This window comes from Delftia sp. UME58 (assembly GCF_014170385.1).
GTDB classification, from domain to species: Bacteria; Pseudomonadota; Gammaproteobacteria; order Burkholderiales; family Burkholderiaceae_C; genus Comamonas; species Comamonas acidovorans.
In genome coordinates, this window is record NZ_LZZV01000040.1 from 1 (window position 1) to 933 (window position 933).

1 protein-coding gene is annotated in these 933 nt (G+C 44.3%); it reads right to left on the reverse strand.

Annotated features, from left to right (window positions below; translation table 11 throughout):
- Nucleotides 1-194: 194 nt before the first annotated feature.
- A partial coding sequence (locus A9976_RS11745) for a 3'-5' exonuclease (RefSeq protein ID WP_183019154.1) occupies nt 195-933 on the reverse strand: 739 nt, incomplete at its 5' end.

The window sequence follows — 933 nt, forward strand, 5'->3', positions numbered from 1 at the left end:
TTTACAGTGTTTCTACAGGGAAATGCGGCGAATTATAGCGTAGGTTGAAATAGGTAAAACTAGTTTCAAATCAGTAGGTTAGCGTGTTTTACCTGAATTGGTGAAAACTGGTCACTGTACTTGTACTGTACCGAAAATTCGGTACAGTACAGCATACATAGCTCGATCAAGGTCACCTGAAGTGGTGCCACACATTAAGACCGTAGTGTGCTAACGAATCGTGATGCAGCTTGATTTTTAGAGTCTCCCCAAGGCATAACTTTACTGCGAGGGTAGGTTATATAAATCCAACGTTTAGCTCGCGTTATAGCAACAAAAGCGCTATTCAGTTCCTCCGCGAGTGTTTTTTGGGTTTTTGCACGGTAATCTGGAAACACGCCCTCACACATACCCATCAGAAAAACGATGTCTCTCTCCAGACCTTTCATGGTATGGACAGTGCTAAGAACCAACCCTGAAATCTCAGGGTCATCGTTTACCTGGCCTAGGGCAATGGCATTGCGGAACGCCGCTAAAGTCTCCCCGAGACCTTTCCGCCGAAACGTTGTCCATGCAGTTAAAAAATCGTTAACTTCTTGGATCGCCCGCTCCAGTTCCGGCAGGTTTGCTTTATCTGTAGTTTTTGCTATTTCAGTGATGTTCTTTATGATTTCACTGCATAGCTTTGGGATATTCGGTTGTTCTATGTCTAACAACGAAATTGCGCGCAGTAATGATGATAGGATTTCTCTGTTCGGGACTACAGACTGCTGAACAGTATCGGCGACAATGTTCAGCACATCATCACTACTTTCATACTGCTCTTTTATCTTTAGTGCTTGGCATAACTTTCGGCCATCGACCCAGTCTCTAGGGTTGATTCGGATTCGAATAGCTAGATCTAGTGCGCGACCTATTAGCGAATCAGGTTCTGTTGAACGCTCGCCTTTTTTT